Here is a 21,280-nt window from a genome sequence, read left to right as displayed (position 1 = left end):
GAGTCTTCACCGGCCTGCCGATCTTCGGGGACAAGAACGCGAAGACTTTAGCACTGGACGCCGAGAACCGTTCGAATTCCCGAGAGCACAGCCGGGGCGCACAGACCCGGTGACGCACACAGAGCCAGGCCGGAATGTACAGAGCCCGGCCGGAATGCACGAAGCCCGGTGCGAGAGAATTCTCGAACCGGGCTTGTGTTGGTGATCCCAGCGGGATTCGAACCCGCGCTGCCGCCGTGAGAGGGCGGTGTCCTAGGCCGCTAAACGATGGGACCGTTTTGGCAACTCGGATATTCTGGCACACCGAGGAACGGCAAAGCAAATCGGGTTTTCGGAGTCGGCGCGTCGCCCGCCATTCCGGGCCACGACTCGGGCCACGCGCCAGCCGCGCTGCAGGCCGTCCTGCCGGTCGATGATCCGTGGAACGGGCCACCCGTCGAGGAGTCCGTCAGTCACGAGTTGCTAGCGTTGCACTTCGTCTGGGCCTGCACGGGGCCGCCGCCACCAAGGGGGAACATGCGCCTCACCAAGCTCGAGCACGCCGCACTCTCGATCGAGAAGAGCGGCTCGCGTCTCTTCATCGACCCGGGCAAGTTCACGACCCCGATCACTGAGGCGGCCGGGACGGTCGCCATCGTCATCACGCACGAGCACGACGACCACTGGACGCCGGAGCAGCTGACGCGCATCCTGTCCCGGAATCCGAGGACGCCCATCTTCACCACGCCGTCCGCGGCGGAAAAGATCATCGCTGCAGACCTCCCCGACATCGGCGAGGTCATCGACGTCGCTGCCGGGGAATCGGTGCTGGTCGGGGGCTTCGACCTGCAGTTCTTCGGCGGCGAGCACGCCATCATCCACAGCTCGATCCCCCGCATCGAGAACATCGGCGTGCTCGTGGAACGAGGCGCGCTCTACTACGGCGGCGATGCCTACGTCGCGCCGGAGGGGGTCGACATCGACGTGCTCGCGGTCTGCGCGAACGCGCCGTGGATGCGCCTCGCCGAGTCCATGGACTACGTCGAGCGGGTGCGCCCCAAGCGAGTACTGCCCGTGCACGAGATGCTGCTGGCCAAGGTCGGCAAGACGCTCGCGGTCACGCGTCTGCGGGAATCCGCGGACCGGGTCGGCGCGAACCTCATCGACCTGCAGCCCTTCGAGACGCTCGAGCTCGACTGACGCCCGGCCCCGCTGAGCTGATGCTCTCCGGCCCGCACCGGTCGGCCCGGCGTCAGTGATCGCGGAGCAGGTCGATGAGCTCGCTCTTGCGCTTGCCGGAGTATCCGGTCAGCTCGAGCTCCTTGGCCCGCTTCCGCAGCTCGTCGACGGTCCAATCCTCGTAGGAGCCGACTTCCCCGCCCTTCTTGCCGACCTCGCTTCGCCCCTTCCGGGCGGCGGCGTTCGAGATCCTGGCGGCTTTCTCCTTCGAGTTGCCCTCGTCGCGCAGCTTCTCGTAGAGCTCTTCGTCCTTCAGGCTCGGCTGGTTGTCGGCGCCCGACTTCTTCTTGGCCATCGACTGTTCCTCTCGCTCGTGAGCTGACGCTCGCCCTGTGCTCGTGCCCGCTCGCTCGCGGTGCCCGCTCAGAGGTTCTTGCCGCCCGTGACGGCGATGATGGCGCCCGTCGTGTAGCTGGCGTCGTCGGAGGCGAGGTAGACGTAGGCGCCAGCGAGCTCGGCGGGCTGGCCGGCGCGCCCGAGTGGCGTGTCCTGCCCGAAGCTCGCGAGCTTCTCCTCGTCCCATCCGGTGGCGGGGATGAGCGGCGTCCAGACGGGCCCGGGAGCGACGGCGTTCACGCGCACGCCCTTCGGCCCGAACTCCTTGGCCATGGACTCGGTGAGCGAGACGAGGGCCGCCTTCGTCATGGCGTAGTCGAAGAGCCCATCGCTCGGCTCGTAGCCCTGCACCGACGAGGAGAAGATGACGGATGCGCCGGGTGGGAGGTGCGACTCAGCTGCTCGGAGCGTGTAGATGGGCGCCTCGAGGTTCGTCGCGATCACGCGCCTGATCTCGTCGGTCGGGGTGTCGCCGATGCTCGTGCGGTCTCGCTGGTAGGCGGCGTTGAGGACCAGCAGGTCGATGCCCCCGAAGGCGGCGACGGTCGCGTGGACGATCTCGGCGCAGTATTGCTCGTTGCGCAGGTCGCCCGGCAGGAGGAGCCCGGTCTCGCCCGCCTCGTTGATGAGGCGCGCCGTCTCCTGCGCATCGGCTTCTTCCTCTGGCAGGTACGAGATCGCGACCTTGGCGCCCTCTCTGGCGTAGGCGATGGCGACGGCGCGGCCGATCCCGGAGTCTCCCCCGGTGATGAGCGCGCGGCGGCCCTTGAGCCTGCCGTGGCCGGTGTAGCTCCGCTCGCCGTGGTCGGGGGCCGGGGTGGTCTCGCCCGTGAGTCCAGGCTGCTGCTGCCCCTGGCCGGGGAATCCGCTCTCGCGGAACAGGGAGCGGGGGTCGGTGAGTGCGGTCATCGTGCGCCTCCGTGGGGTCGGTCGTGCGTCGTGACTGGCGGGAGGCTCTCGTGACGAGGTGCGCCCCCGGCCGGGACCGAATCAACGCTAGGCACCGAACGTGGGCATTCACTGACCAGCGGGTGCACGCGCTCCCAGCTTCTTGCGCGGCGCGCGCCCCGACCTTCCCGCGCGGCTACCGCGTGCGCCGCACCCCGAACGCGACGATCGCCGCGCATCCGATTGCCAGGACCGCAACCGCGACGAGCAGCGGGAGCATGCCGAAGGTCGGGGCGAGGGCGGAGAGGATGGCGGGCAGCGCGAAGCCGATGTAGGTGAGCGCGTAGTACAGGCCGGTGAGTCCCGCGAGGTTGCGGCCGCCGGCCATCGCCTGCACCTCGACGAGCCCCGTGAGCATGCAGACGCCGTAGGAGCCGCCGAGGAGCACCCCGGCGGCGCAGGCGACGAGCGGAGACTGGACGGCGACGTTGGCGGCGACGAGGAGGGTCCCGAGGGCCAGGAGCCCGAGCCCCACCGAACCGGAGGCTCCGCCGACGCGGGCGGCGATGCGCGGCACGCTCGGCTGGATGAGGAAGCCGACGGTGAGCGACACGAGCGTGAGGAGGGCCGCGAAGGCGATCTCGAGGCCCCCGAGCCGCTCGACGACGATGGCGGGCGACACGGCGAAGGCCAGCGCCGGGGCGGCGAATACCCACGGCGCCATGGGCACCACGACGGTGAAGAAGCGCCGACGATGCTCGGGCGCGATGACGACATCCACGAGCGGGCGACGCTCACATCCCCTTCCCTTCGGGCCAGATCGATCGCCGGCGGTCTCGATGCCGCGAGCCAGCGCGACGGCTGCGGCGCTCGTCAGGACGAGCTGCACGACGTAGGGCGTGATGGTCGGCCACGCGGCCCACTGGGCGAGCACTCCGGCGGCGACCGCGCCGAGCAGGAAGCCCGCCGTGATGGTGAGGGATGCGCGTCTGGCGGTGACGGCTGGCGGCACGGTGCCGGTCGAGAGCTCGCGGATCCACGTGGTTCCGACGACCATCGCGACGGCCACGGAGAGGCCGGAGAGGAGGCGCCCGATCATCATGGCGGTGGGGCTCGCGCTGCCGAGAGCGAGCACGACCGCGGCGACCACGCTCAGGACCACGGAGACCGCCATGAGGGGCTTCCGCCCGAAGCGGTCGGAGAGGGAGCCGGCGATGAGGAACCCGGGAATCAGCCCGATGATGTACGCGCCGAAGAAGAGGTCGACCTGCAGGGCGGAGTAGCCCTCGACCTTCCGGTAGAGCAGCAGGAGCGGGGTGAACTGGTTGCCACCCCACGCCATCATGAGCACGGCCGGCGCGGCGGCGAGCCACGAGCGCTTGCCGCGCGCGGCAGACGCCGCCGTCGGCTGGGTCATCCCTTGAGCACCTTCATCGTGAAGTGCGAGGTCACCCGGTGGACGCCGGGGAGTCGCCACATCTTCTCGCGGAGCAGCTTCTCGAAGCTCTCGAGGTCGGCCACCTCCACGCGGATCGCGTAGTCGGGCGAGCCGAACATGCGGCGAACCTCGGTGACCTCGTCGAGCTCGACGGCTTGCGACTCGAACGCCTCCACCGTGGCGTGCGCCTGGCTCGTGAGGTCGACGTCGATGAGCACCTTGAAGGCGCGTCCGACCCTGTCGGGGTTCACCTCGGCGTGGTAGCCGAGAAGGACCCCGTCCTCCTCGAGGCGGCGAACTCGGCGCAGGCAGGGCGCCGGGGTGAGCCCCACGCGCTGCGCGAGTTCAGCGTTCGTCAGTCTGGCGTTTCCCTGCAGTTCGCGCACGATTGCGCGATCGATGGTGTCCACACTTGATTATTGCCGAATGTGGCGCCTGGAGGCACGCATCCGCTCTCGGAATGCGCGGCTTCCGTGCCAAGATCTCCGCATGACCACCGCAGATCCAGAAGCGCGCGGCACCCGCCCGCCGGGATCCGCGGCGCCCCAGACGGAGCCTGCCGCGGGTCCAACCGCGGGAGCGCTCTTGGGGGTACCCGCCGAGATCCCGGCGACTCGCGGGGAGCGCATCCGGGCCGGACTGCGCGACTCGCTCGCCGCGGGGCTCGGGGTGGTGCCGCTCGGCGTGGCGTTCGGCGTGCTGGTCCTGCAGGCCGGCCTGCCCTGGTGGGTCGCCCCGTCCCTGTCGGTGTTCGTGTACGCGGGTTCGATCGAGCTGCTGCTCGTCGGGCTCATCGCCGCGGGCATGCCCATCGCGACGATGGCCCTCACCACGTTCTTCGTCAACTTCCGGCACGTGTTCTACGCGTTCTCGTTCCCCCTGCACCTCGTACGGGGCCGGCTCGCGCGCCTCTACTCGATCTGGGCGATGACCGACGAGGCCTACGCGATCGTCACGCCCATCCCCCGTGAGCAGCGGTCCGCGACGCGACTGCTCACCCTGCAGCTCGCCCTGCAGACGTACTGGGTCGGCGGGGGCCTGCTCGGGGTGGCACTCGCGAGCGTCCTCCCCGGCGAGATCAAGGGCCTCGAGTTCTCGCTGTGCGCGCTCTTCACGGTGCTCGCCCTCGACGCGATCCGCTCCCGTGACGACGTGCCGTCGCTCCTCATCGCCGGCCTGAGCGTCTCTTTCGGGCTGCTCTTCGTGCCAGGGGCGCCCCTCTTCGCGGCGCTCATCCTCTTCGCCGTCGCGCTCGCGGTGCGCGCGCTCTTCGCCGCGCGGCGAGACCGCACGGAGGCACCGGTGAGCGATGTTTGACGCCTGGTGGTTCGTGGGCGCACTCGCGGTGTGCGGCGGCATCACGTTCGGGCTCCGCGCCCTGCCGTTCGTCGCGCTCAAGCCGCTTCGCGACTCCAAGACGGTCCAGCGACTCTCGGTCTGGATGCCCGCCGGAATCCTCGCGATCCTCGCCGCTGTCACCTTCAGCGACTTCGCGAGCGAGCCGGGCACGGCACTCTGGGCGGCGCTCGCGCTCGCCGTGACGGTGGGCGTGCACCTGGGCTTGGGGCGCAAGACACTGCTCAGCGTCGGACTCGGCACGGCGACCTTCGTCGTGCTCGTCAACCTCTTCTAACCTCTTCTAACCTCTTCCAGTTTCCCGGGCGCTTCCCGTTTTTCCGAGCCCGGTCCAGCGGGCACTCCGAGGGCGCCGCTCGCTACCTCGGCTGGCGAGTGTCGTAACTGGACTGGAATGCGCGGTGCCCGTAGCCGTCGCGCAGCATGACGACGAGGGTCGCGGTCACTCCGGCAACGGCGATGGCCGCGACGACGATTCCTGTGATGATGAGCGTGATGAGTTCCATGGGGCCACCTCCGTGACAGTCGACGAGTACTGCAGATAGGCACATCCAATCGCCACATTGGCCTGGCCGTCGCGGTCCACTTGGCGCATACTGGACCCATGGAGTCGACATCTGGTTCTCGCATATCCGCACGCACGCTGCTCTCCTTGGCTGGTGAGCTTCGTGACGACTCGTCCGCCTACGAGGCCCTCGCGGAGCGCATCCGCCTACTGATCGTCGATGGGCGCATCCCGGTGGGGACGCGCCTGCCCTCGGAGCGCGAGCTGGCTGTGCAGTCCGGGCGCAGTCGCACGACGATCGTGGCCGCCTACCAGTCGCTGCGCGACAGCGGGCATGTGCTGAGCCGGCAGGGTTCGGGGAGCCGGGTGACGCTCCCCCGCCTCGGCAGGCAGGATTACCGCCCGAGTGGCGAGGGAGAGAACTTCGGGGTCGATTTCGCTCGCGCGGTGCCGCCGCCCGTCGAGGGGCTGGCCGAGATCATCGCGGACGCCGCGAGCTCGATGCCGCTTGCGCTCGGCGCCCCCGGTTTCGACCTCCTCGGCACCCTGTCGCTGCGCTCGGCGATCGCCGAGCGCTACACGGCGCGCGGGCTGCCGACGACGCCCGAGCAGATCATCGTGACGATGGGCGCCCAGCACGCGATCTCGCTGACGGCCCACACGCTCCTCACGCGCTCGGATCTCGTCCTGGTGGAGTCGCCCACGTATCCGCACGCCTACGAGGCGATGCGCCGCGCGGGCGCTCGACTCATCGCGACGCCGGTGACCACTGGCGGCTGGGAGATCGAGCACGTCATCGAGACGATCGAGCGGATGCGCCCCGCGCTCGCGTACCTCATCCCCGATTTCCACAACCCGACGGGCGCGTCGATGCGGCCGGAAGACCGGGTGCGCGTGACGGAGGCGGCTCGGGCGGCCGGCACGATCCTCGTCGTGGACGAGACGACCGCGGACCTGTCGATCGACCGGCCGTGGGATGACGGCCCGTTCGCTCGTCACGCGCGCGGCGCGTCCCCGTTCTCCGGCTCGGGGGTCGTGACGGTCGGCTCTCTGAGCAAGGCGGCCTGGGCCGGTCTGCGCATCGGGTGGATCCGCGCCGATGCAGCTCTGATCCGCCGCTTCGTGCAGGCCCGTCCGGCCGGCGATCTGGGGACGCCGCAGATCGAGCAGCTCCTCGCGGAGCGTGTCGTGCGGGCGCTTCCGGAGCTGCTGCCCCGGCGGCGCGAGCAGATGCGCCTGCACCGTGACGCCCTGCACGCCGCGTTGAGCCTCCACCTGCCGGAGTGGCACGTGCCGTGGCCAGACGGTGGACTGTCGATGTGGGTGCACTTGGCGCAGCCGGCGAGCTCCGCCATGACGTCCCTGTCGGAGGCGCGCGGCCTGGCCCTGGTCGCGGGCCCGAAGTTCTCCATCGATGGGAGCCTCGAGCGGTTCCTTCGGGTCCCGTTCACGGCACCCGTCGCCGATCTCGAAGCTGGCACGCGGATCCTCGCCGAATCCTGGGCGCAACTCTCGGCGCGCGACGTGCGATCGATGGCGGATACGCGTCTTCCTGAGATGGTGTAGTCCATGGTTCTCTTCCTCAGCGACATCGACGGCACGCTGCTCAGCGCTCAGCGCACGCTCTCTCCACGGACGATCGCGGCGATCGAGGCGGTGCGAGCGGCCGGCCATCACTTCGTGCTGTGCTCGTCCCGGCCCCCGGAGTCGATGCGGGTGCTCGAGCGCCTGTACGGCGGCATCGGCTCGCCGCTCGTGGCCTTCAACGGCGGGCTGGTGCTGTCCGGCGACGGCGAGGTGCGACACGACGTTGCCATCTCGGCCGCTGATGCGCGCTTCATCGCCGATCACTGCGAGGCGAGCGGCTTGCACGCGAGCTTCTTCGCCGGCGAGCACTGGTATGCGTGGGGTGAGGACGAGTGGACGGACCGGGAGCGCACCCACACGTGGGTGTTCCCGGAGCCTGCCTCGACGTTGGAGTTCGTCGCCTCTGGCGGTGTGGATGTGACGCCGCCGCACAAGGTGATGTGCATGGGTGACCCTGCCCTGGTCGATGCGCTGGAGGCGGCCCTCGCGGACCGTTCGGGCGTCGTGACGTACCGGTCGAAGGACACGTACCTGGAGATCGCGAACGCAGCGTGCTCGAAGGGCACGGGCCTGCTCGCGGTCGCTGACCTGCTGGGGGTGGCGCGGGAGGACCTCTACTACTCCGGCGACAACTTCAACGACCTGCCGGCCTTCGAGGTCGTCGGCCACCCGATCGCCGTTGCGAACGCCCGCCCGGAGGCGCTCGCGGTGGTGGAGTCGGTGATTCCGAGCAACACCGATGACGGTGTCGCGGTGTTCCTCGAAGATTGGCTCGCCGGAAGCGCGGGTTGACCTGGCGCGACCAGTCCACTGACCTTCGGGTGGACCGCGACACGCCCGGGCGTCTCCGATTGGATTGCAGTATCCGGTGTTTGCCGGCAGATCACGGAGGTGGACTCATGGAACTTCTCGCTCTTGGTATCGGGGTTGTGGCGGTTGTCGCCTTCGCGGCGGAGACTGTTCGCGCCGTCCGCAAGGATGGGTACGCGCAGCGCCCCACGCGCTTCGGCTACAACACTCGTCAGCCGCAGCTCTAGCAGCAGCTCTCGTCGCAGCTCTCCTCGCAGCACTCATCGCAGCACTTCATCGCGCTGCTGCGCTCTCTCGATTGAGAGGGCTTGGGAGGGTCTTGGTGAGCAAACGGTGCCGCCCTGGTCTTCGTGACCACGGCGGCACTTTCGCGTTTGCGCGCCCTAGCGGGGCCCTCTGAGCCGCGCCGCTCCTCTCCGCGCCAGGCGGTGTCTTCCTGATTCAGACTGTGCCTCTCCGGGCCAAACGGTGCCTCTCCGGGCCAAACTGTGCCTCTCCGGGCCAGGCCGTCGTGGCGGTCTCAGGGTCTTCGGTTGACCTGTGGGCGGGTGGCCGCCGGGGAGTTGGCGGCGCGCGAGTTGGCAGCCCGGGAGTTGGCTGCCCGGGAGTTGGCTGCCGGTGGCGGGTATCCGCGGCGGCGGCTGGCTCTGGGCGGGACGTGCCGCCCGAGCGCGGGTACGACGTGCCAGCGTCCGTTGCTGCTGCGAGTCAGGGTGAGGCGTTCGCGGTGGACTTCGTGGTGGTGGAAGGAGCACAGCAGGATGCCGTCTTTCGCGTCGGTTGGTCCGCCCTGACTCCAGGGGATCGCGTGGTGCACTTCGCACCAGCGGACTGGTGCGCTGCATCCGGGCGCTCGGCATTGCCGGTCGCGGGTCGCGATCGCCCGCCGTTGGGCTGTGGTGAAGAGGCGTTGCTTGCGGCCGAGGTCGAGAATCTCGCCGTTGGTGTCGGTGCTCGCGATGCGGATGAGCCCGTCGCAGACGACCTGGGCTGCGACCGACGGTGGGATTGGCTCTCCGGTGCGCTCGAGGTGGGGCAGGTCTTCGGGTCGGGTGGCGGTGCCGTCTTGTCCGGCGGTGGTGGTCACGATGATGACCGTTGGCGCCTCGCCGCCGGTGCGGGGCGCGTCGGGTGACTCGGCGTAGGCGCGGACGATCATCGTGAGCGCGTCGATGCGCTGCTGCTCGATCGACCGCGGGTCAACCAGTGGGACGTCGACGATCTCGTCCGCAGCGACGTCGCCGTGGTTGTCACCGTCGCGGCCAACGGCACGGCCGCGAGCACCGTCAGCACCGACGTCGCCATCGTCACGCCCGCGAGCACGGTCGTCACTGCTGTCACCACCGGGAGCAGCGTCGTCACCCCCGCAAGTACTGTCGTCGTGGCCGGCAGCGAGCGGGACCTCGTTGGCACCGAGCGCTGGCGCGGTCGGTTCCCCGCACTCGGATGCGGCCGGGAACTCCACGGCACGGCGCGGAGAGAGCAGGGCGTCGAAGACTGAGAGCAGCTGCTCGCCTTGCTCGGGCGTCGCGACGAACTTCCCTGACACCGCACCGTCGGCGCGACGCGTAAACCAGAGGCCGCGCTCTTCGGCGATCTTGTCGGCGCGCGGCTCGTCGCCGTCGGGGTCGAGGTAGGAAACCCAGGTCGCGGCCTGCACCTCGAGCACCTTCGGCACCGCGGGCTGTTCATCTTCCGGATTCAGGCCGCACGCGGACGCCACGAGCTCGATCTCGCCGCGCGCGAGCTCGTCGACGTCCACGCGGTTGCCGGTGCGGTCGAGCCCCTTCGTGATCGCGGTCGCCTGCGCCACCGACAGAACCCCGGAGCCCACCGCCTTCGACACCTCCGCGTACCTCGGGAGGATCGGCTCGCCTGTAGCGCTCATCCGCTCCCTCGTCGCCTCTGCAAGCTGCACGAGGGTCTTCGCCTCGAAGGGCTTCACCGCGAGCACCTGCTCGACCATCGCCGCAAGGTTCCGAAACCCGGACTTCCGAGCGACCGTCTCCGCTCGCGGAGACTCGTCTTCACGCAGCAGCAGCTCGCCCGTGACCTCCACCAGAGCAGCATCCAGCACTCGTCGCCGAGCAGCGAGCTCGCGGAGCACAACGACGATCTCCGCGTCCGGGAGACCCGTCAGCTGGCACCGCGCCTCGAGAAGCGCGTCCACGACAGCCGTCTCCATTGACGACCGCGCCGATGACTGTCCTGGCTGCGCCGACGACTGTCGACCCGATTCTTGCTCCGCCTGCGATGCCACGATAACCTCCCCCAAGATCACCATCAGACTAGCACTGGACCGCACCAAAATCTATATCAGGACCAGGTTTTCTTCGAGAAAATAGGATCTAGCTTCGAACGGAAGATCTGCCCCGGAATACCCAGGTGAGCAGAGGAAATCCACCCGCACTTCGCCACGGGCCCCGCCCGAGCGGGCACGAGCCGCGCCGCTGCCGAGCGAGGAGGAGCACAGCAGCGTCCTACGCTGACGTGATGACCTACCTCCCCCGAGTGGTCGAGCACTCAGCCCTCACACCGGCCGAGCTCACGGCCCTGCGTGCACTCTTCGATCGCGAGTACCGCTCAGTGCACGGCGAGTGGGATCCCGAGCAGCCCTACGGCTACGCCCCGGCCTCCACGCACGCGATCGTCTTCGACGCAGCAGGTTCGGCCGTGGCGCACGTCGGGTTCCAGCGACGTGAGATCACGGTCGGCCGCGCCCAGGTCGTCGTGGCCGGCACGGGTGGCGTGCTCGTCGATGACGGGCTCCGAGGCCAAGGCCTTGGCGAGCTCGCGATGTCGCTCGCTCGAGGTGCGATGCGAGCCTCCCCCGACCTCGAGTACGGCTATCTGGGATGCCGGGAAGACGTCGTGCCCTTCTACGAGCGGACCGGGTGGCATCGCATCCGCGTCGTCGAGCGAAGCACTCCGCGCTCGCTCCCACCCGAGACGATGATGCCACCCGAGACAGTGATGCGAGCGGAGACGAGTGTCGAGGCAGTCGTCGAAGCGGGGTCTCCGGTGCTCATCTCGCCGATCCGGCAGAGCGTCGATTGCTGGCCTCCTGGTGTGGTCGACCTCCGGGGCAGACCCTGGTAGCGCGGGGCGGGTAGCCGGCAACGACCAGCGGCAGCAAGCAACAGATAACCGCGTCGGGCAGCCAGCAACGCGCGACGGACAGTCGGCAGCGGGTAGGAGGCAGCGACCGGCGGCGCTAGAGAGCTGGGGTCGGCCCCTCGCCGGCTCCCCCTGACTCGGGCCGGCCTGCGGCGTACCGCGCCTCGAGCTCGCGGAGGCGCTTGAGTCGCGCCCACGGGACGAATCCGATCCACATGACGGATGCCACTGCCGCTCCCATGATCATCGACGAGATATCCATGCGGCCCACGGTACGAGATCCGCCCCAGCCGGCGCATCGGCTGCGCGACGGAGATCGCGGACGCCGACCGCCGGGCCGTGCCCGCGCGTCTGCCCGTCCGGGCCCCTGCGCCCTTGTCCCCTGCCCGTGCACTGTGCCCCTGCCCCTGCCCCGCCCCCTACTCCCCGCTCCAGCGCCGGTCGCTGCGGTCGAGCAGCACGTAGATCGTGCGGATGAAGGCGACCAGGGCACCGATCGCGCAGATGCCGCTCACGACGAGGGACACCCAGAAGATCATCGTGAGCGCCTCCTGCTGCTGGGTGCCGACCGCGAGCTGAGCGGACGCCAGCGACGATACGACTCCGCTGAGCGCGCCGACGAGCACGAACACCATCCACCACATGAACGAGGTCGTGGACGCCCCGTCGGCCGCCGACCGGAACGAGCCCCTGGAGTGCGAAGTCATGCGTCCAGTCTGTCGATCTCGGCCCGCCGGGGAATCCCCGGAGACCCGAGGCAGACCTGGGGCACCCCGCAGTCGCCGTCCGGCTCGGGCGTGCAAAGATGACCGCATGTCGCGCACCCCGACCGAGCTTCTGAGCCCCGCAGACCAGGAGCGCCGGCGCAGCCTGCGAGTCATGAAGGCGGTGGCGTTGGGGGCCCTCCTCTTCATGGCGGTGGTGTTCGTGGTCGCGTTCGCGCTGCAACGAGATGTGCCGGCGTTCGCGTACGTCCGCGCCGCCGCGGAGGGCGGCATGGTGGGCGCGCTCGCCGACTGGTTCGCCGTGACGGCGCTCTTCCGGCACCCGCTGGGCATCCCGATCCCGCACACGGCGATCATCCCGAAGCGGAAGGACGAGATCGGCCGCACGCTCGGCGAGTTCGTGGAGACCGAGTTCCTGCGCGGCGACGTGGTGCGGACGAAGCTGCAGGCCACCTCGATCGCGGCCCGCCTCGGCGAATGGATCGAGCAGCCGGAGCACGCCGAGCGAATCGCCTCCGAGGCCTCCATCATGGCGACGGGCGTGCTCGAGGCGCTCAGCGACGACGACGTCCAGGGCCTCATCGAGGACCTGGCTCGCGAGCACCTCGTCGAACCGCAGTGGGCTCCCCCGTTGGGCGAGTGGATGTCGCGCGTCGTCGCGACCGGCGCGCATCGGGGCGCCGTGGACCTGGCGGCCGACAGCGCCGCCGCGTGGCTCGCCGCCAACCAGAGCGCCTTCGATGGCCTCGTGTCGAGGCGTCTCCCCTCGTGGGTTCCGTCGGTCGCGACCAAGCTCGTCGACAACACCGCGTACAACGAGGCGGTCAAGTTCGTCGCGGCGGTGCGAGCGGACGACGCGCATCCCGCCAGGGCCGCCATCGACGGCTACCTGGCTCGCCTCTCGGACCAGCTGCAGCACGACCCGGAGCTCATCGCCCGCTTCGAGGGCGCCAAGGGCAACATCTTCGACAGCCCCCGCATGCGCGAGCTCGCCGCGGAGGCCTGGAACGCCGCGAAGACGGGCCTCCTGCGCTCGCTCGCCGACCCGGAGAGCGCGCTCCGCACCCGCGCCACGGCGGCGCTCGTCGACATCGGTCAGCGACTGACGACGGATGCGCAGCTCCAGCAGCGGGTGAACACGTGGGTCATCGACGCGGCGGTGTTCCTCGTCGACCGGTATCGGCACGAGATCTCGTCGATCATCTCGGACACCGTCGCCAGCTGGGACGCCGATGAGACGAGCGAGAAGATCGAGCTCATGGTGGGCCGCGACCTGCAGTACATCCGCCTGAACGGCACGATCGTGGGCGCCCTCGCGGGCGTGACGATCTTCACGGTCGCCCACGCCTTCCTCGGCTGAGGTCCCGCGGCCAGCATCCTTCACTGTCTCGAGGCCGGTCAGCCGTAGAGCTCCCGGTAGCGTCTCTGGGCGGCGGGGTGCAGCGCGATGGGGAGGGTGTCGATGAGGTTCGACGCGGTCAGGTACTGCACGCCGAGCGACCCTTCCGGCACGAGCTGCGCGGCGTCTCGGATGAGGACGTCGACGAGCGCCCTCGCCACCTGGTCCGGGAGGTCGGGCCTGGCGAGCAGGTAGTTGGAGACCCCGATCGCGGGCACCGCTTCGGCGCTCCCGTAGGTGCTGGCAGGAACCGCCGTGAGCGTGTAGACGCCGGGATGCTCGAGCTCGAGGGCCGGGAGCGCATCGGTGAGGTCGACGAGCTCCACCGCGGTGTCGAGGTCCTGCACGGCGGGGAGCGGCAGTCCGCCCGACCAGAAGATCGCGTCGACGGTGCCGGCCTGGAGGGCGGAGACGGCCTCGTCGAGGTACAGCTCGGAGATGACGCTCGCGCCCGCGCCCTCGAGGAGGCCCAGCGTGCCGAGGAGCCGCCTGGCGGTGAGCGCCGCACCGGATTGGGGCGCCCCGACCGAGACGCGCCGCCCGGCGAGATCGCCGATGGCGCTGACGGGCCCGTCTGAGCGCACGAAGCACTGCAGGTAGTTCTGGTAGACGCGCCCGATCGCGACCTTGTTCTGCGCGTCGGTCGCCGCCGCGTCGGCGAGCACGATGGCGAGCTCGGCGTCGCGGGCCTGCAGCATGGCCAGGTTCTCGACGCTGCCACCCGTCGTGACCACGTCGAGCCCCGCAGTGCCGTCTCGGCGGAGCGCTTCGCGGAGCAGCTCGCCGAACTGCACGTAGGTGCCGCCCTGCTCGCCGCAGGCCATGCGGATGCGCGGGGACGGCTGCCCGAGAGAGCATCCGGCGAGCGCGAAGGTCGCGGCGGCGACCGAGGCCGCACCGGCGCCGAACAGCAGGCCCCGCCTCGTGAGGATCACCACGTCCGCACCAAGCTGATGCGGGCGCGGAGCCCTCCTTCTGGGGCGCGGTCGTAGTCGACGGTGGCGCGGTTGGCGCGTGCCAGCTCCCCGACGATCGCGAGGCCGAGCCCGGTCCCCGGCAGGGATCGGTGGCTCGGCGAGCGCCAGAACCGCGTGCCGAGCTGGGCGAGCTCGTCCTCGTCGACGCCTGGTCCGTCATCGCTGATCTCGAGCACCGCGCGTGGACCGTCGATCTCGAACGCCTCGAACGCCTCAGCTGGTTGGCTGCGGCCGTCGAACGCACCGTCAGGCTCCCCCTCGCCGGGCGCCGCCGCGGACCACCCGGAGCTGGGCGCCGCGGCGAACCGGATCGTGACGCTCGCCCCCTCGCCCGCGTACTTCCGCGCGTTGTCGAGCATGGTCTCGACGATCTCCTCCAGGTCGCTCTTGCGGCACGCGACCCTGATCTCCTCGTCGCCGTCGAACCGCAGACGCATGCCCTCCTCGCGGAAGCGCTCCTCGTGGGGCGCCGTGAGCATGGCCGCCGAGGTGAGGTGCTCTCGCGCGGCGCCGTCGGCGAAGCCCGTGCGCCTGCCGCTCGCCTCTGCCGTGGCGCGGTGCTCGGCATCGGCGAGCACCAGCATCCGGTCGACGACGTGCTCGAGACGGTCGAGGTCGCCGCCGACGGCCTCCAGCGCCGCCTCCTCCGCCTCGTCGCGCGGGAGGGCGTCGATGCGCAGGCGGATCGCGGCAAGCGGGTTGCGCAGCTGATGCGACGCCTCCGCGACGAACCCCCGCTGCTGCTCGAGCGCGTCCTCGACTCCCCTCGACATGCGCGCGAACGAGGAGGAGAGGCGCCTGAGCTCGAGGGGCCCCGTCGCGGCCGCGAGGTCGGGCTCCCGCTGCTCGGCGAGGGCGTTCGCGGCCGCGTCCAGGGCACGAACGGGACGCAGCACCCAGCTGGTCCAGAACTGCGACGCGGCGAAGAGCAGCAGCAGGAGCAGCAGGCCCGCGAGCGCGACGAGCGCCCACCAGCCGGTGATCTGCGCTTTCGCCTCCGTCTGGTTCACCTCGAGGACGACCGCCCCGGATGCGGCGCTCGCGCCGTTCGCGAACGGCTCGGCCACGAGGTGGGTGTCGTCGCTCCACGGGTAGATCGTCGAGATGGAGCGCTGCGGCACCGTGCGCGACGCGGCGAGCACGAGCGACGCGACCTGCGGATCCAGCTCGAGGCCGCCGACGGAGGACACGACCTGGCCCTCGCTGTCGACGACCATCGCCGCTTCGCCGTACGTCTCGGCGAAGCGCTCGAGGTAGCGCTCGAGCCCGGACGCGTCGTCGGCGGCCACCGCCGTCTCCGCGCGCTGCACGATCTGGTCCATCGAGGTGGCGCGCTGCAGGGTGAGCTGCTGGGTGCGGTTCACGGCGATGCCCTCGCTGGCCGGGACGATGATGGCGATGACCGTGAGCAGCCCGAAGAGCATGAGGGGCAGCAGCACCTGCAGCTTCATCGCGCCGGCTTCGTCTCGAGCCGGTAGCCGAAGCCGCGGATCGTGGTGATGGCGACGGCGGGCAGCTTCTGGCGCAGCTGCGCGAGGTGCACGTCGAAGGAGCGCGAGGTGGCGGCGTAGGCGTCGCCCCAAACCTGGTCGAGGAGCTCCTGCCTGCTCACGGCCCTGCCGAGCCGTTTCGCGAGAATCGCGAGCAGCTCGAACTCGGTCGGCGTGAGCGAGACCTCGGCGCCGCCGACGACGACTCGCCGCGAGAGCAGCTCGATCCTCGCGTCGCCGAGCTGCACCACCTCGGGCTCAGCCGCGGGCGCGCGACGCCTGGCGACGGCGTCGATGCGGGCGAGCAGCTCGTGCATGCGAACGGGCTTGACGAGGTAGTCGTCGGCACCGAGGCCGAGCGCTCGCACCGTCGAGCGCTCGTCGCCGCGGGCCGTGACGACGATGACGGGCACCTGGCTCACCTGGCGGAGCCGCCTGAGCACCTCCAGGCCGTCCATGTCCTCGAGTCCCAGGTCGAGGAGCACGAGCTCGGCGTCTCGGTGCTGGAGCAGCACGTCGCTGCCGCGGGCGACCTGCACGCAGGCGTGATCGGCGCGGCCGAGCACGGCCGCGAGGGCGGCGGAGACGGACGCGTCATCCTCGGCGACGAGCACACGCATACCCCCAATGGTAGGCGCGGGCAGAGATGCGAGGTCCACGTAAAGGGAATGTAAGGATCCGCTCGCGCCCCTTGCCCGGTGCAGAGAGTTGTCCAGTACACCCACACCGAGGTGGGGCCAGGGCTCCGCCTGCTGGCAGATGAAGATCAACGACGATGGAGAAGTCAATGACGACGACACAAGTGCCGGGCAGCCTGCGCCGCTCGGTTTCCAACACCCTGAAGGGCTCGGCAGGCAACCTCGTCGAGTGGTACGACGTCTACGTCTACTCGGTCTTCGCCTCGTACTTCGAGTTCCAGTTCTTCGACTCCGAGGACAAGAACTCGCAGATCTACATCTGGGCGATCTTCGCCGTCACGTTCCTCATGCGCCCCATCGGGGCCTGGTTCTTCGGCCGCTTCGCGGACCGCCACGGGCGTCGCCTCGCGCTCACCGTGTCGGTGTCGATCATGGCCGGATGCTCGTTTGTCATCGCCCTCACCCCCTCCGCTGCCGTCATCGGCGCCGGAGCAGCCATCATCCTCATCGTCTGCCGCCTCGTGCAGGGCTTCGCGACGGGCGGCGAGTACGGCACGAGCGCGACCTACATGTCGGAGGCGGCCATCCGCGGCCGCCGCGGCTTCCTCTCGTCGTTCCACTACGTGACCCTCGTCGGCGGCCACGTGCTCGCGCAGGCGACGCTCCTCATCATGGTGCTGGCCATGCCGACCGAGGCGATCTCAGAGTGGGGCTGGCGCATCGCGTTCGCGATCGGCGGCGTCGCCGCGATCGTCGTCTTCTACCTGCGACGCACCATGGACGAGTCGCTCAGCGAGTCGGCGCTCGAGTCGGTCAAGGACGGCAAGTCGCGCTCCTCCGGCTCGATGAAGGAGCTCATCCTGCACCAGTGGCGCCCGCTGCTGCTCTGCTTCCTCATCACGATGGGCGGCACCGTCGCCTTCTACACGTACTCGGTCACGGGCCCCGGCATCGTGAAGAAGGCGTTCGCGGGCGACGACGTCGTGTCCGGCACGATCCTGAACCTCATCGCGCTCACCGTGCTCATGCTGCTGCAGCCCATCGGCGGCTGGCTGTCCGACATCGTGGGCCGCAAGACGCTGCTCGTGTTCTTCGGCGCAGGCGGCGTGCTCTACACGTGGTTCCTGCTCACCTACCTGCCGCAGCAGACCAACGAGTTCGCGGCGTTCGGCATCCTCGTGGGCGGCTTCGTGATCCTCACCGGCTACACGTCGATCAACGCCGTCGTGAAGGCCGAGCTGTTCCCGACGCACATCCGCGCCCTCGGCGTCGGCTTCGGCTACGCCATGGCGAACTCCATCTTCGGCGGCACGGCGCCGCTCCTCTACACGGCCGCCGGCGAAGCGCAGCAGGTGCCGCTGTTCATCGTCTACGCCACCATCGCGATCGCCGCGTCGCTGGTCGTCTACGTCTTCTTCCTCCACAACAAGGGCGCGAATTGGCTCGACGACGAGAAGGCGATGCGGGCGAGGGACACGGATCGGGACGAGAAGCGCGAGGCGCGTCAGACCGCCGGCGCACGCTGACCCGCGCTGACTCCGCTGCCCCCGCAGTCCGCCGCTGACCGCCGCTGAGGCGGAACGCATCCCCACGGCGAATGCAGGCTCGTTTCCGAACGAGCCTGCATTCCTCGTCTGGCTGCGCGACGCCGGAGAACTGGCCGCGCCGCGGCGGAGGTGGAACGGAGGCGGAGCGGAGCGGGGCGGAGCGGGGCGGAGCGGAGCGGAGCGGGGCGGAGCGGAGCGGGGCGTGCCCGGGCGGGCAACCCCCGAGCCGCGTCCCGGCAGCTGCGGGGACGGCAGGGCCCACGCGCAGGCTTCCACCGTCACGCACCCGTACATTGACGGCATGACTTCCCGGATGCTCCCCCTTCGTTTCGGATCCCAGACAGTGCTCATCACGGGCGCGAGCTCTGGGCTCGGGGCGGAGTTCGCCCGCCAGCTCGCCTCTCGCGGCAGCGACCTGGTGCTCGTGGCCCGGCGCGAATCGAAGCTGGAGAGCCTCGCCGCCGAGCTGCGCGACCGGTTCGGCGTGACGGTGACGACGATCGCCGCCGATCTCGGTGAGCCGGGCGCCGCGTCCGCACTCGGGACCGAGCTCGAGGGCCGCGGAGTGAGCGTGACGAGCCTCATCAACAACGCGGGGTTCGGCACGAGCGGCGGCTTCCACGAGGAGGACCCCGAGCGGGTGCGCGCCGAGATCGCGCTGAACGTCGCGGCGCTCGTCGACCTCACGCACACCTTCATCGCGCAGCTGCGCGCGGGCGACGGCTTCCTCGTCAACGTCGCGAGCGTCGCCGGCTACCAGCCCACGCCGGGCTTCGCCGTCTACGGCGCGACCAAGGCGTTCGTCCGCAGCTTCACCGAGGCGCTGTGGGCCGAGTCGGCAGGCACCGGGCTGCGCGTTCTCGCGCTCTCCCCCGGCCCCACCGCAACCGAGTTCTTCGAGGTCGCCGGCGAGGACATCGGCTCCGGCCTGCCGAAGATGACGGCCCGCAAGGTCGTCGGCCTGACGCTCCGCGAACTCAAGAAGCCGAACCCTGGACCCTCCGTCGTCCCCGGCCCGATCAACACGTCCCTGACGATCGCCTCGAAACTCGTCCCGCGGAAGCTGCTGCTGCGCGCCATGAGCCGGGCCTCGCGCTCACGCTGACGACACGCGCCACGCTCGGCTTAGCGCAGCAGCGCACCGATCCCGGCGAAGTGCTGGCTGTACCTGTCGACGAGCTTCCGCGCCACCCCGACCGAGTCGACGAGCGGATGCGCCGCGAAGCCGCGCCAGGCGAGCTCGCGGGAGCCGCGCGTCGCGGCCTCGATGACCAGCCGCTCGGCGGACTTCACCTGCACCATCAACCCGAGCATCTCGCCCTCGACGGGCGCGACCGGCCACGGATGCACGCCATCGGCGTCGACGACGCAGCCGACCTCGACAACCGCGTCGTCGGGGAGCGCGGGCACGAGGGAGCCGTTGCGCACGTTCAGGATCATGGTGGCTGGCCGCCCGGAGGAGAGGGCCGCCATGAGGTCGAGCGCGACGCTCTCGTAGCCGCCGCCCGCGACATCCTCGACCTCGCGCTCCTCCCCCTCCTCGCGGCTCTCGGCCATGTAGCTCGCCTCGCGCTCGTGGCGGGTACGCATCCACGACTCGAAGGGGTCGGCGCCCGGGTTCGCGAAGAACTCGCCCTGCTGCGCGTCGAGGTACTCGCCCCTGGTCGCGTCCGCGGCGCGGATGCTGGCGTTGGCCTCACGCGTGAACGAGTAGTAGTACAGGTACTCGTTGGGCAGGGCGCCGAGCGCCCGCACCCAGTCGAAGCCGAGGAGGCGCGCCTCCTCGATGCGCTGCAGGGACGTGTCGGACGCGAGCAGCTCCGGCAGGCGCTCGACGCCGTCGACCCGCAGCGAGCGCAGCCAGCCGAGGTGGTTCAAGCCGACGTAGTCGAAGGCGACCACCGAGGGCTCTCCCCGACCCTCGGGGCCGGCGGAGACGCGGGCCCCCGCAACCGCCGCCGCTCGGCGCATGAGCCCGATCGGGGTGTCGCAGATGCCGACGACACGGTCGCCGAGCACGCCCCGCATCGCCTCGGTGACGATTCCGGCGGGGTTCGTGAAGTTGATCACCCAGGCATCGGGAGCGACCCGCTTGATGGTCTCGGCGAGCGAGACCATGATCGGGATCGTGCGCAGCGCATACGCGAGCCCGCCAGGCCCGACCGTCTCCTGGCCGAGCACCCCCAGCTCGAGGGCGATGCGCTCATCCGCGACCCTGCCGGCCGTGCCGCCCACGCGGACGGCGCTGAACACGAAGTCCGTCCCGCGCAGCGCCTCCTCGAGGTCGGTCGTGACGCTGATGCGCGGCGCGAAGCGCTTCTCGCTCGCGATGCGCTCGACGATGACGCGGATGATCGCCAGCCGCTCCGGCGAGACGTCGTAGAGGCTCAGCTCGTCGATGCGCACGGGCGCCTCGTCGGAGGCCACCGCCTCGAACACCTGGGGGACGCGGAACCCTCCGCCTCCGATGATCGTGAGCTTCACGAGAACATCACCTCGACTTTCGCTGTCCGCAGCACGGCGAGCGTCGCCGGGTCCGCATGGTCTTCCGTGACGATCGCGGAGATGGCGGATGCGCCGCACACGCTCAGCAGACCGACTCCAGGGAACTTCGTGGCATCCGCCAGCACGACCGTGCGCTGCGAGGAGGCGATCATCGCGAGCTTCACGGGCACCTCGGTGCCGGTCGTATCGGAGATCGTGCCGTCTGCTCTGATGCCGCTCGTGCCGAGGAAGCACACGGTCGCGCGGATCTGCGCGAGCGCCTGCTCGGTCAGCACCCCGACCATCGAGCTGTAGTTCTTCCGCACGACCCCGCCGAGCACGATGAGCTCGACGGCGTCGTCGTCGCGGAGCGCGTCCACCACGGCGAGGCTCGAGGTGATGACGGTGATACGTCGCCCACGCAGCTGCCTGGCGAGCAGCGCCGTCGTGGTGCCGATGTCGATGAGGACGACGTCGCCGTCCCGGACGAGCGTGGCTGCCCGCGCCGCGATGGCGGTCTTCTGCGCGCTCTGGTGGGTCGCGACCTCGGCGAACGGCACCCGGTCGGGCTCGACGCCGCCACCACCGCGGACGCGGCGCAGCAGCCCCTCGGCGCTGAGGGCGTTGAGGTCCCGCCGGACCGTCGACGGCGACACCCCGAACTCGACGGCGAGCTCCTCGACCGTGACCTGACCGTCCGCGCGCAGCGACTGCAGGATGCGAGCCTGACGCGTCGTGGTGAGCATGCGAGGCATCGTAGCAGTC

General features: G+C 70.1%; 23 protein-coding genes and 1 tRNA gene. 10 read left to right on the top strand and 14 right to left on the bottom strand.

All coding sequences use genetic code 11. The annotated features are described in order from the left end of the window. Positions 1–199: 199 nt before the first annotated feature. Positions 200–275, bottom strand: a tRNA-Glu gene (locus tag C5B99_RS04515). Positions 276–516: 241 nt separating this feature from the next. Between C5B99_RS04515 and C5B99_RS04510 the strand changes: the two genes are divergently transcribed. Then, on the top strand, positions 517–1,179 hold the full coding sequence (locus tag C5B99_RS04510) for an MBL fold metallo-hydrolase (protein ID WP_104240600.1): 663 nt from the start codon (positions 517–519) through the stop codon (positions 1,177–1,179). 52 nt (positions 1,180–1,231) lie between these two features. On the opposite strand, the gene C5B99_RS04505 is transcribed toward C5B99_RS04510, so the two are convergent. The 4 genes from C5B99_RS04505 to C5B99_RS04490 form a co-directional block, all read right to left on the bottom strand. Further along, positions 1,232–1,513: a Rho termination factor N-terminal domain-containing protein gene (locus C5B99_RS04505; RefSeq protein WP_104240599.1), complete on the bottom strand. Its 282-nt coding sequence runs from the start codon at positions 1,511–1,513 to the stop codon at positions 1,232–1,234. 68 nt (positions 1,514–1,581) lie between these two features. After that, positions 1,582–2,463: an SDR family oxidoreductase gene (locus C5B99_RS04500; RefSeq protein ID WP_104240598.1), complete on the bottom strand. Its 882-nt coding sequence runs from the start codon at positions 2,461–2,463 to the stop codon at positions 1,582–1,584. Positions 2,464–2,638: 175 nt separating this feature from the next. After that, positions 2,639–3,859, bottom strand: coding sequence for an MFS transporter (locus C5B99_RS04495; RefSeq protein ID WP_104240597.1), 1,221 nt, complete (start codon positions 3,857–3,859; stop codon positions 2,639–2,641). Further along, entirely contained in the window at positions 3,856–4,290 is a 435-nt protein-coding gene (locus tag C5B99_RS04490; protein ID WP_104240596.1) for an Lrp/AsnC family transcriptional regulator, read from the bottom strand. The genes C5B99_RS04495 and C5B99_RS04490 overlap by 4 nt, the downstream gene beginning before the upstream one ends. A gap of 79 nt (positions 4,291–4,369) precedes the next feature. Here C5B99_RS04490 and C5B99_RS04485 point away from each other — a divergent pair, with 79 nt between their 5' ends. Both C5B99_RS04485 and C5B99_RS04480 read left to right on the top strand, forming a co-directional pair. Beyond that, positions 4,370–5,197 (top strand): AzlC family ABC transporter permease, encoded by an 828-nt coding sequence (locus C5B99_RS04485; protein ID WP_104240595.1) that lies wholly within the window; start codon positions 4,370–4,372, stop codon positions 5,195–5,197. Beyond that, on the top strand, positions 5,190–5,513 hold the full coding sequence (locus tag C5B99_RS04480; protein WP_104240594.1) for a branched-chain amino acid transporter permease: 324 nt from the start codon (positions 5,190–5,192) through the stop codon (positions 5,511–5,513). Before C5B99_RS04485 ends, C5B99_RS04480 begins: the two co-directional genes overlap by 8 nt. Positions 5,514–5,595: 82 nt before the next feature. Here the strand turns inward: C5B99_RS04480 and C5B99_RS19200 are convergent, their stop codons facing one another. Beyond that, positions 5,596–5,742, bottom strand: a complete 147-nt coding sequence (locus C5B99_RS19200; RefSeq protein WP_181057770.1) for a hypothetical protein — start codon at positions 5,740–5,742, stop codon at positions 5,596–5,598. A gap of 146 nt (positions 5,743–5,888) precedes the next feature. Between C5B99_RS19200 and C5B99_RS04475 the strand changes: the two genes are divergently transcribed. The 3 genes from C5B99_RS04475 (at position 5,889) to C5B99_RS19195 (ending at position 8,365) form a co-directional block, all read left to right on the top strand. Next, positions 5,889–7,307, top strand: coding sequence for a PLP-dependent aminotransferase family protein (locus C5B99_RS04475; protein WP_258063052.1), 1,419 nt, complete (start codon positions 5,889–5,891; stop codon positions 7,305–7,307). A 3-nt stretch (positions 7,308–7,310) separates the two neighbouring features. Continuing rightward, positions 7,311–8,120 carry a Cof-type HAD-IIB family hydrolase gene (locus C5B99_RS04470; protein WP_104240592.1) on the top strand — a complete coding sequence of 270 codons (810 nt, stop codon included), beginning with the start codon at positions 7,311–7,313 and terminating at the stop codon, positions 8,118–8,120. 107 nt (positions 8,121–8,227) lie between these two features. Next, the gene (locus tag C5B99_RS19195) at positions 8,228–8,365 is read left to right on the top strand and encodes a hypothetical protein (RefSeq protein ID WP_160072589.1); all 138 of its coding nucleotides are present in this window, start codon (positions 8,228–8,230) and stop codon (positions 8,363–8,365) included. A 293-nt stretch (positions 8,366–8,658) separates the two neighbouring features. On the opposite strand, the gene C5B99_RS04465 is transcribed toward C5B99_RS19195, so the two are convergent. Then, positions 8,659–10,308 (bottom strand): HNH endonuclease signature motif containing protein, encoded by a 1,650-nt coding sequence (locus tag C5B99_RS04465; RefSeq protein WP_181064941.1) that lies wholly within the window; start codon positions 10,306–10,308, stop codon positions 8,659–8,661. A gap of 323 nt (positions 10,309–10,631) precedes the next feature. On the opposite strand from C5B99_RS04465, the gene C5B99_RS04460 reads away from it, so the two are divergent. After that, entirely contained in the window at positions 10,632–11,237 is a 606-nt protein-coding gene (locus C5B99_RS04460; RefSeq protein ID WP_104240590.1) for a GNAT family N-acetyltransferase, read from the top strand. A 115-nt stretch (positions 11,238–11,352) separates the two neighbouring features. On the opposite strand, the gene C5B99_RS19190 is transcribed toward C5B99_RS04460, so the two are convergent. Further along, entirely contained in the window at positions 11,353–11,517 is a 165-nt protein-coding gene (locus tag C5B99_RS19190; RefSeq protein WP_181057766.1) for a hypothetical protein, read from the bottom strand. Positions 11,518–11,674: 157 nt separating this feature from the next. Further along, a complete protein-coding gene (locus C5B99_RS04455) occupies positions 11,675–11,962 on the bottom strand; it encodes a hypothetical protein (RefSeq protein WP_104240589.1) in 288 nt (95 codons plus the stop codon). 106 nt (positions 11,963–12,068) lie between these two features. Between C5B99_RS04455 and C5B99_RS04450 the strand changes: the two genes are divergently transcribed. After that, a complete protein-coding gene (locus tag C5B99_RS04450; RefSeq protein WP_104240588.1) occupies positions 12,069–13,340 on the top strand; it encodes a DUF445 domain-containing protein in 1,272 nt (423 codons plus the stop codon). Positions 13,341–13,378: 38 nt separating this feature from the next. Here C5B99_RS04450 and C5B99_RS04445 read toward each other — a convergent pair whose 3' ends face one another. The 3 genes from C5B99_RS04445 to C5B99_RS04435 are packed head-to-tail and all read right to left on the bottom strand — an operon-like array spanning position 13,379 to position 16,466. Then, a complete protein-coding gene (locus C5B99_RS04445; RefSeq protein ID WP_104240587.1) occupies positions 13,379–14,317 on the bottom strand; it encodes a TAXI family TRAP transporter solute-binding subunit in 939 nt (312 codons plus the stop codon). Continuing rightward, the gene (locus C5B99_RS04440) at positions 14,311–15,807 is read right to left on the bottom strand and encodes a HAMP domain-containing sensor histidine kinase (RefSeq protein WP_104240586.1); all 1,497 of its coding nucleotides are present in this window, start codon (positions 15,805–15,807) and stop codon (positions 14,311–14,313) included. The genes C5B99_RS04445 and C5B99_RS04440 overlap by 7 nt, the downstream gene beginning before the upstream one ends. Then, positions 15,804–16,466: a response regulator transcription factor gene (locus tag C5B99_RS04435; protein WP_104240585.1), complete on the bottom strand. Its 663-nt coding sequence runs from the start codon at positions 16,464–16,466 to the stop codon at positions 15,804–15,806. The genes C5B99_RS04440 and C5B99_RS04435 overlap by 4 nt, the downstream gene beginning before the upstream one ends. A gap of 167 nt (positions 16,467–16,633) precedes the next feature. Between C5B99_RS04435 and C5B99_RS04430 the strand changes: the two genes are divergently transcribed. Together C5B99_RS04430 and C5B99_RS04425 are read left to right on the top strand one after the other, a co-directional pair. Next, positions 16,634–18,010, top strand: coding sequence for an MFS transporter (locus tag C5B99_RS04430; RefSeq protein ID WP_258063050.1), 1,377 nt, complete (start codon positions 16,634–16,636; stop codon positions 18,008–18,010). 322 nt (positions 18,011–18,332) lie between these two features. Further along, positions 18,333–19,136 carry an SDR family oxidoreductase gene (locus C5B99_RS04425; RefSeq protein WP_258063049.1) on the top strand — a complete coding sequence of 268 codons (804 nt, stop codon included), beginning with the start codon at positions 18,333–18,335 and terminating at the stop codon, positions 19,134–19,136. Between the two features lie 20 nt (positions 19,137–19,156). Here the strand turns inward: C5B99_RS04425 and C5B99_RS04420 are convergent, their stop codons facing one another. Then, positions 19,157–20,515 (bottom strand): 6-phospho-beta-glucosidase, encoded by a 1,359-nt coding sequence (locus C5B99_RS04420; protein WP_104240582.1) that lies wholly within the window; start codon positions 20,513–20,515, stop codon positions 19,157–19,159. Beyond that, the gene (locus tag C5B99_RS04415; protein WP_104240581.1) at positions 20,512–21,261 is read right to left on the bottom strand and encodes a DeoR/GlpR family DNA-binding transcription regulator; all 750 of its coding nucleotides are present in this window, start codon (positions 21,259–21,261) and stop codon (positions 20,512–20,514) included. Before C5B99_RS04415 ends, C5B99_RS04420 begins: the two co-directional genes overlap by 4 nt. Positions 21,262–21,280: the final 19 nt, after the last annotated feature.

The sequence above is a fragment of the Pseudoclavibacter sp. Z016 genome (assembly GCF_002931215.1).
Taxonomy (GTDB): domain Bacteria; phylum Actinomycetota; class Actinomycetes; order Actinomycetales; family Microbacteriaceae; genus Pseudoclavibacter.
This window is presented reverse-complemented; position numbering and strand designations above follow the sequence as displayed.